This is a genomic window from Dietzia sp. SLG310A2-38A2, from assembly GCF_014145095.1.
In the GTDB taxonomy this organism is placed as follows: domain Bacteria; phylum Actinomycetota; class Actinomycetes; order Mycobacteriales; family Mycobacteriaceae; genus Dietzia.
Window position 1 is genome coordinate 1 of sequence record NZ_JAALDX010000272.1, and the last position, 6,501, is coordinate 6,501.

The window sequence follows — 6,501 nt, forward strand, 5'->3', positions numbered from 1 at the left end:
CGAGGCGGGCGGCGGCCACCGGATCGAGCGGGCCGGCCTCGCCCGCGGACGGGCAGTCGTCGGCCAGGACACACGCTCCGCAGGCCGCGGTCCTCGCGTGGCACACCCGTCGACCGTGGAAGATGATCCGGTGACTGGCGTCGGTCCACTCCGCGCGCGGGAGCAGCCGTGACACCTCCCGCTCGATGCGGACCGGGTCGGTGGCCTCGGTCCACTTCCAGCGCGCGACCAGGCGCATGAAGTGCGTGTCCACCGTGAGTCCGGGCACACCGAAGGCGTTGCCGAGCACCACGTTGGCCGTCTTCCGTCCGAATCCGGGGAGGGTGACCAGGTCCTCGAGCCGCCGCGGCACCTCGCCGTCGTACTTCTCCACCAGCGCCGCGCCCAGACCCTGGATGCTGCGGGCCTTGTTGCGGTAGAAGCCGGTCGGACGGATCAGCGCCTCCAGCTCCTCGCGGTCCGCGCCCGCGTAGTCCGCGGCCGTGCGGTATCGGGCGAACAGTGCGGGCGTGACCTCGTTGACCCGCTTGTCCGTGCACTGCGCGGACAGGATCGTCGCGACGCTCAGCTCCAGTGGGTCACGGAAGTCCAACTCGCAGTAGACGTGCGGGAAGGCGGTCTCGAGGGTGCGGAGCATGCGCCTGGCGCGGCGGGTGCGCCCGAGGTCGGTTTCCACCCCCCTCGCGGCCACCCCTCGTCTGCGGCGCTTCACGGAAGCTGGAGCGGGGTCGGGCATGAGACCACATTACGGCCCGGACCACCCGCGGGTGCGCCGGGCCGCACGTGCGCGCCGGCCCGCGGGGGTGTTTACTCGGGGTCATGCAGGGAATCCTCGTCGTCCTGGTCCCGGTCCTCCTCGCCGGCTTCGCCCTCCTGATGGACAAGTTCGAGGCCGCCATCCTGGCCGAACCGGAGAAGATCGAGGCCTGACCCACCCCGGTCGCCGCGCGTTGGTCACACCTGGGGCACCGGAACGGCTACAGTGGCTTTCGCCACACGCACGCCATGGCGCGGACCTCGCTCGTCCACGCCCGAACGGGAGGGTCACAGACTGTGACGATAGATCGCCGCACGGACCAGTCTGCCGACGACGTACTCACCCGGGCGGGCATTTTCCAGGGTGTCGAGCCCGCAGCCGTCTCGGCGCTGCGTGCCGACCTGACCCGCGAGGAGTACTCGAAGGGTGATGTGATCATCCGCGAGGGCGAGCAGGGCGACAGCCTGTACATCGTCACCTCCGGCAAGGTGAAGCTCTCCCGCAAGGCCCCCGACGGTCGCGAGAACCTGCTGTCCATCCTCGGCCCCTCGGACATGTTCGGCGAGCTGTCGATCTTCGATCCGGGCCCGCGGACCTCGTCGGCGGTCTGCGTCACCGACGTTTCCGTGCAGTCCATGGACCGTTCCGCGCTCAAGCGGTGGATCTCCGAGCGTCCCGAGATCTCCGACCAGTTGCTGCGCGTGCTGGCCCGCCGTCTGCGCCGCACCAACAACAACCTGGCCGACCTCATCTTCACCGACGTCCCCGGTCGCGTGGCCAAGGCGCTGCTGCAGCTGGCCCAGCGCTTCGGCACCCAGGAGGGCGGCAACATCCGCGTGACGCACGACCTCACGCAGGAGGAGATCGCCCAGCTGGTCGGCGCGTCCCGCGAGACCGTCAACAAAGCCCTGGCCGAGTTCGCACACCGCGGCTGGCTGCGGCTCGAGGGCAAGAGCGTCATCATCTCCGACACCGAGCGCCTGGCCCGCCGCGCCCGCTGACGGTCGCTGACGTCGCTGACTTCATCGACAAGAGCGTTCCGCACACTTCCCCCGAGGGCGGTTTCAGGGTGCTAGCGCAACACCGGTGATTAGTTCGGTCATCTTGGCATGCGGGCTGTGGAAGTCGTGGATGGCTCGGGGGCGGATGTTTAGGAGGCGTTCGGTCTCGGCGATTTCGGCGTCGCTGAGGGTGTTGAAGTCGGTGCCTTTGGGGTAGAAGTCCCGGATCAGGCCGTTGGTGTTCTCGTTGGATCCGCGCTGCCAGGGCGAGTGCGGGTCGCAGAAGTAGACCGGGCAGCCGGTCTTGACGGTGAACGCGGCGTGCCCTGCCATCTCGGTTCCCTGGTCCCAGGTGATCGTGGTGACCAACCGGGAGGGCAGGGCCGCGATCATCGTGGCGAGCACATCGGTGACCGTGGCGCTGTCTCGGCAGCCGGGCAGTCGGCCGATCAGGGTGTATCGGGTGTGGCGCTCGACCAGGGTGACGAGCCCGGAGTTGTTCGGGCCCACCACCAGGTCGCCCTCCCAGTGCCCCGGCACGGCACGGTCGTTGGCCTCGGCCGGCCGGTCGGAAAGACGTGCCCCGTGCAGCCACGGGCGGGAGCTGCGCGGTGGCAGCTGGGAGGCGGGGACGCGGCCCTTGCGCCCGGACCGCAACGCTTTTTCCACCTTCAGCTCTTGCCGCAGCGCACCCTTGCCCTGGACGTAAAGGGCCTGGTAGATCGTCTCGTGTGACACGTGCAGCTCCGGCTGATCGGGGAACATCAACCGCAGCTGACCGGCGACCTGCTGCGGGGAGAACCTCTGGTTCAACCGGGCGATGACCTCGCGGCGAAGCTGCGTTGACTCCAGCTTGCCCGGCCGGCAGCGCGTGCGCTTGTCCAGGGCCAATTGGTGGGCCAACCGGGCGTCATAGCGTTGTTTGCCCCAGTGCTCGAACGAGTGGGCAGCCAGCTCCCGGCAGATCGTCGAGGCGGCCACCCCCAGACCCCGGGCGATCGCCCTGACGCCGGCCGGGATCGGCAGGTCCCACATGGCCTGGATGTAGACCCGATCGAACAAGCTCAACCGGCGATAGGTCGCCGCCCCTTTCAGCGGCCGCTGGGACCCGGCCGTCCCGACATCCACGCCCACGCCACCGTGCCGGCCCACTTCAAACGTCATACCAGCGAGCTTGGCCCACCTCCACGCCGTAGCCACGCTGACACCCCACTGCGCCGCGGCATCACGCCCGCTACTTCCCTCGAGCAACGAGCGACACACACCCGCCCGCAGTCTCCAGTCCAGCTCTTGAGCCACCACACACCCCGATCAGTCAGGGTGTTGCGCTAGCTACCTGAGACCACCCTCGGACGATGTGTTCGGAACGCTCTTGTCGATGGACTGCGGCCGATGGGCGCGGCCGCGCGGGGGCCGGGTCAGGCGTCGTGGATGATCACGCCGCGCATGATCTTGCCGTCCTGCAGGTCCTGGTAGCCCTCGTTGACCTGGTCGAGCGTGTAGGTCGTGGTGATGAGCTCGTCCAGCTTGAGTTTGCCCTCGTCGTAGAGGCGCAGCAGCTTGACGATGTCGTACTGCGGGTTGGCCGAGCCGAACAGGGTGCCCGTGATGGTCTTGCCGAACAGGGCCATCACGGTGCCGCTGACCTGGACCGTCTTGTCGGTCATGTTGCCCAGGCCGGTGATCACCACGGTGCCGCCCTTGCCGATCACGTCGAAGGCGCTCGAGACGACCTGCTCGTCGACGGTGCCCACCAGGATGAGCGCCTGGTCCGCCATCTGGCCCCAGGTGAGCTTCTCCACCTCGGCGTGGGCCTCGGCGGCGTCGGCGAACGCGTGGGTGGCGCCGAATTTCAGGGCCTCGTCGCGCTTGAACTGGACGGGGTCCACCACCACCACGTGCCGGGCACCCGAGTGGACGGCGCCCTGGACGGCGTTGATGCCGAGTCCGCCGATCCCGTAGATGACCACGGTGTCGCCCTGGCGCACGTTGCCGGCGTAGGTGGCGGTGCCCCAGCCCGACGGCACGCCGCAGCCCACCAGGACGGCCTTGTCGAGCGGCAGCCAGTCGTCGACCTTGACCACGGAGTGCTGCGAGATCACCGAGCGCTCGGAGAAGGTCCCGAGCATGCACATGGCCCCGAACTCCTTACCGCCGGAGCGGAAGCGGAAGGTGCCGTCGGGCATGTGGCCCTCGAGGATCGTGGCGCCCATGTCACAGAGGTTCTGCCGCCCGGTCGAGCAGTACCGGCAGGTGCCGCAGTTGGGGATGAACGAGCACACCACGTGGTCACCGGGCTTGACCTTGGTCACGCCCACGCCCACGGCCTCGATGACGCCGGCGCCCTCGTGCCCGCCGACGATCGGGAAGCGCGGCGGGAGCGAGCCGTCGGACAGGTGCAGGTCGGAGTGGCACAGGCCCGCGGCCGTGTACTTGATCAGGACCTCGCCGGGGCCGGGATCGTCCAGGTCGAGCTCGATGATCTCGAACGGCTGGTGGAGGTCGAACAGTACTGCTGCCTTGGTCTTCACGGCGGTGTTCCTTTCGGGGAGCGGGTGATCGGAAGTGGAGAGGGGGAGTGGGACTGGAACTGGAGAGGGGATGCGGGACGTCAGGAGATGTCAGAGAGAAGGGGAGTCGCCGACGTCCCCGGGGGGATCACGGGGACGCCGGGTCCCGGTCTCGGAGTCGGACCAGGTCAGAGCTGGATGTTGACCGACCTGGTCTGCGTGTACAGGTCCAGCGCACCCTGGCCCAGCTCCCGGCCCCAGCCGGACTGCTTGAACCCGCCGAACGGCATGGCGGTGTCGAAGCCGTTGTACTGGTTGACCCACACTGAGCCGGCGTGCAGGCGGCTGGCGACCTTGTGGGCCTTGGAGATGTCCTGGGTCCAGACCCCGGCGGCAAGGCCGTAGATCGAGTCGTTGGCCTGGCGGACCGCGTCGTCGACGTCGGTGAAGCGCAGGGCGGAGACGACGGGGCCGAAGATCTCGTCCGTCACCACCCGGTGGTCGGGCTCGACGTCCACGAAGACGGTCGGCTGGACGAAGTAGCCGGTGTCGCCGTGTCGGCCGCCGCCGGTCAGGGCCCGCCCGCCGTCCTCGATCCCGGCGCGCAGGTAGTAGGAGACCTTGTCGAACTGGTCCTGGTCGACCAGCGGGCCGAGCTCGGTGGCGGGGTCCAGACCGTGCCCGATGGTGGCCTGGGCGGCGGCGTCCGCGACGGCCTGGGTGAACTTCTCGTAGATGGAGTCCTCGACGTACAGGCGGGTGCCGGCGGTGCAGGCCTGGCCGTGGTTGAACATCCACGCGGCCACGGACCCGGCGACGGCGGCGTCGAAGTCGCAGTCGGCAAAGACGATGTTGGCGCTCTTGCCGCCCAGCTCGAGGGAGACCTTCTTGAGGTTGCCCTTGGCGGCGTCGACGATCAGCTTGCCCACCTCGGTCGAGCCGGTGAAGGCCACTTTGTCCACGTCGTCGTGGGCGGAGATGGCGGCGCCGGCGTCACCGAAGCCGGTGACGATGTTGACCACGCCGTCGGGCACCCCGGCCTCGGCGATGACCTCGCCCAGCAGCAGCGCGGTCAGCGGTGTCTGCTCGGCCGGCTTGAGGACCAGGGTGTTGCCGGTGGCCAGGGCGGGGGCGAGCTTCCACGCCGCCATGAGCAGGGGGAAGTTCCACGGGATGATCTGCCCGCACACGCCCACCGGGACGCGCTGGGTGTAGGCGTGGAACTGCTTGTCGCCGGCGAACGGCATCGACACGTTGACCGTGGAGCCCTCGATCTTGGTGGACCAGCCGGCGTAGTAACGGAACACGTCGGCCGCCCAGGCGACGTCCACGGCGGTGGCGATCGCGACGGACTTGCCGTTGTCCAGGGCCTCGATCTGCCCGAACAACTCGGCCTTGGCGTCCAGCAGGTCGCCGATGCGCCACAGGATCTGCTCGCGCTGGTTGGGCTTCATGGTCGCCCACGCGCCGTCGTCGAAGGCCCGGCGCGCGGCGGCGACAGCCCGGTTGACGTCCTCGGGTCCGCCGTGTGCGACCTGGGTGATCTCGGCGCCCGTGGCGGGGTCGAAGGTGCCGAAGGTGCGGCCGTCCGCGGCGTCGACCCACTGCCCGTCGATGAAGAGCTGGTGCGGGCGGCCGAGGAAGTCGCGGGCCTCGGCGCCGAGCCGTTCGTCGACCTGGGTGGTGGCGCCGGTGTCCCGGGAGAGTGTGCCGGTCATTGTGTCCTCCAAAAATCCCGACCGACTCGATGTGAGGCCGGTCACAACCCATCATGGGGTCGTGGGCGGGAGGTGGAGTGTTCAGTTTCTGGACACCTTCTAGGACAGGCCGAATTCCCTCATCCGGGCGTAGAGGGTCGTCCGGCTGATGCCCAATCGCTTGGCGGCGCGGGACCGGACGCCGTCGCAGTCCGCCAACGCGGCCACGATCGCGTCGTACTCGCCCCGTGCGAGCTCACCGGCGCGCGGTGGCCGGACGGAGCGGGCGCGGGAGGGCAGTGAGTCCACGTCGAGGGTTCCCGACCCTCTCTTCGAGTTCTGGGTGAGGCAGTCGCCCAGGACGGAGCGCAGTGACACCAGCCCGTTGGGCAGGTCCAGTGCGCAGACGGCGTCCACGAACCGGACCGTCACGCTCGGCGTCCCGACCCCGCGCCCGGCGGCCAGGTCCGCGACCATCCGGCGCACGATCTCGCCGCTCTCGGAACCGCGCTCGTGCAGCGGACGCAGGACCGTCC

General features: G+C 69.2%; 6 protein-coding genes. 1 reads left to right on the forward strand and 5 read right to left on the reverse strand.

The features are described 5' to 3' along the window. Nucleotides 1-736: endonuclease III (nth, locus tag G6027_RS09905; protein ID WP_182637029.1), on the reverse strand; the 736-nt coding region annotated here is incomplete at its 3' end. Between the two features lie 317 nt (nucleotides 737-1,053). Here nth and G6027_RS09910 point away from each other — a divergent pair. Next, on the forward strand, nucleotides 1,054-1,758 hold the full coding sequence (locus G6027_RS09910; protein ID WP_107749357.1) for a Crp/Fnr family transcriptional regulator: 705 nt from the start codon (nucleotides 1,054-1,056) through the stop codon (nucleotides 1,756-1,758). 63 nt (nucleotides 1,759-1,821) lie between these two features. Here G6027_RS09910 and G6027_RS09915 read toward each other — a convergent pair whose 3' ends face one another. The 4 genes from G6027_RS09915 to G6027_RS09930 all read right to left on the reverse strand — a co-directional run. After that, nucleotides 1,822-2,922: an IS30 family transposase gene (locus G6027_RS09915; protein WP_182637030.1), complete on the reverse strand. Its 1,101-nt coding sequence runs from the start codon at nucleotides 2,920-2,922 to the stop codon at nucleotides 1,822-1,824. A 254-nt stretch (nucleotides 2,923-3,176) separates the two neighbouring features. After that, a complete protein-coding gene (locus G6027_RS09920) occupies nucleotides 3,177-4,289 on the reverse strand; it encodes an NDMA-dependent alcohol dehydrogenase (protein ID WP_182637031.1) in 1,113 nt (370 codons plus the stop codon). Nucleotides 4,290-4,456: 167 nt separating this feature from the next. Next, nucleotides 4,457-5,986: an aldehyde dehydrogenase family protein gene (locus G6027_RS09925; RefSeq protein WP_182637032.1), complete on the reverse strand. Its 1,530-nt coding sequence runs from the start codon at nucleotides 5,984-5,986 to the stop codon at nucleotides 4,457-4,459. Between the two features lie 99 nt (nucleotides 5,987-6,085). Next, on the reverse strand, nucleotides 6,086-6,501 hold a 416-nt coding region (locus G6027_RS09930; RefSeq protein ID WP_277612331.1), incomplete at its 5' end, for a helix-turn-helix domain-containing protein.

Coding starts and splice junctions, on each gene's coding strand:
- G6027_RS09915 (WP_182637030.1), bottom strand. CDS start 2,922: ATGACGTTTGAAGTGGGCCGGCACGGTGGCGTGGGCGTGGATGTCGGG.
- G6027_RS09925 (WP_182637032.1), bottom strand. CDS start 5,986: ATGACCGGCACACTCTCCCGGGACACCGGCGCCACCACCCAGGTCGAC.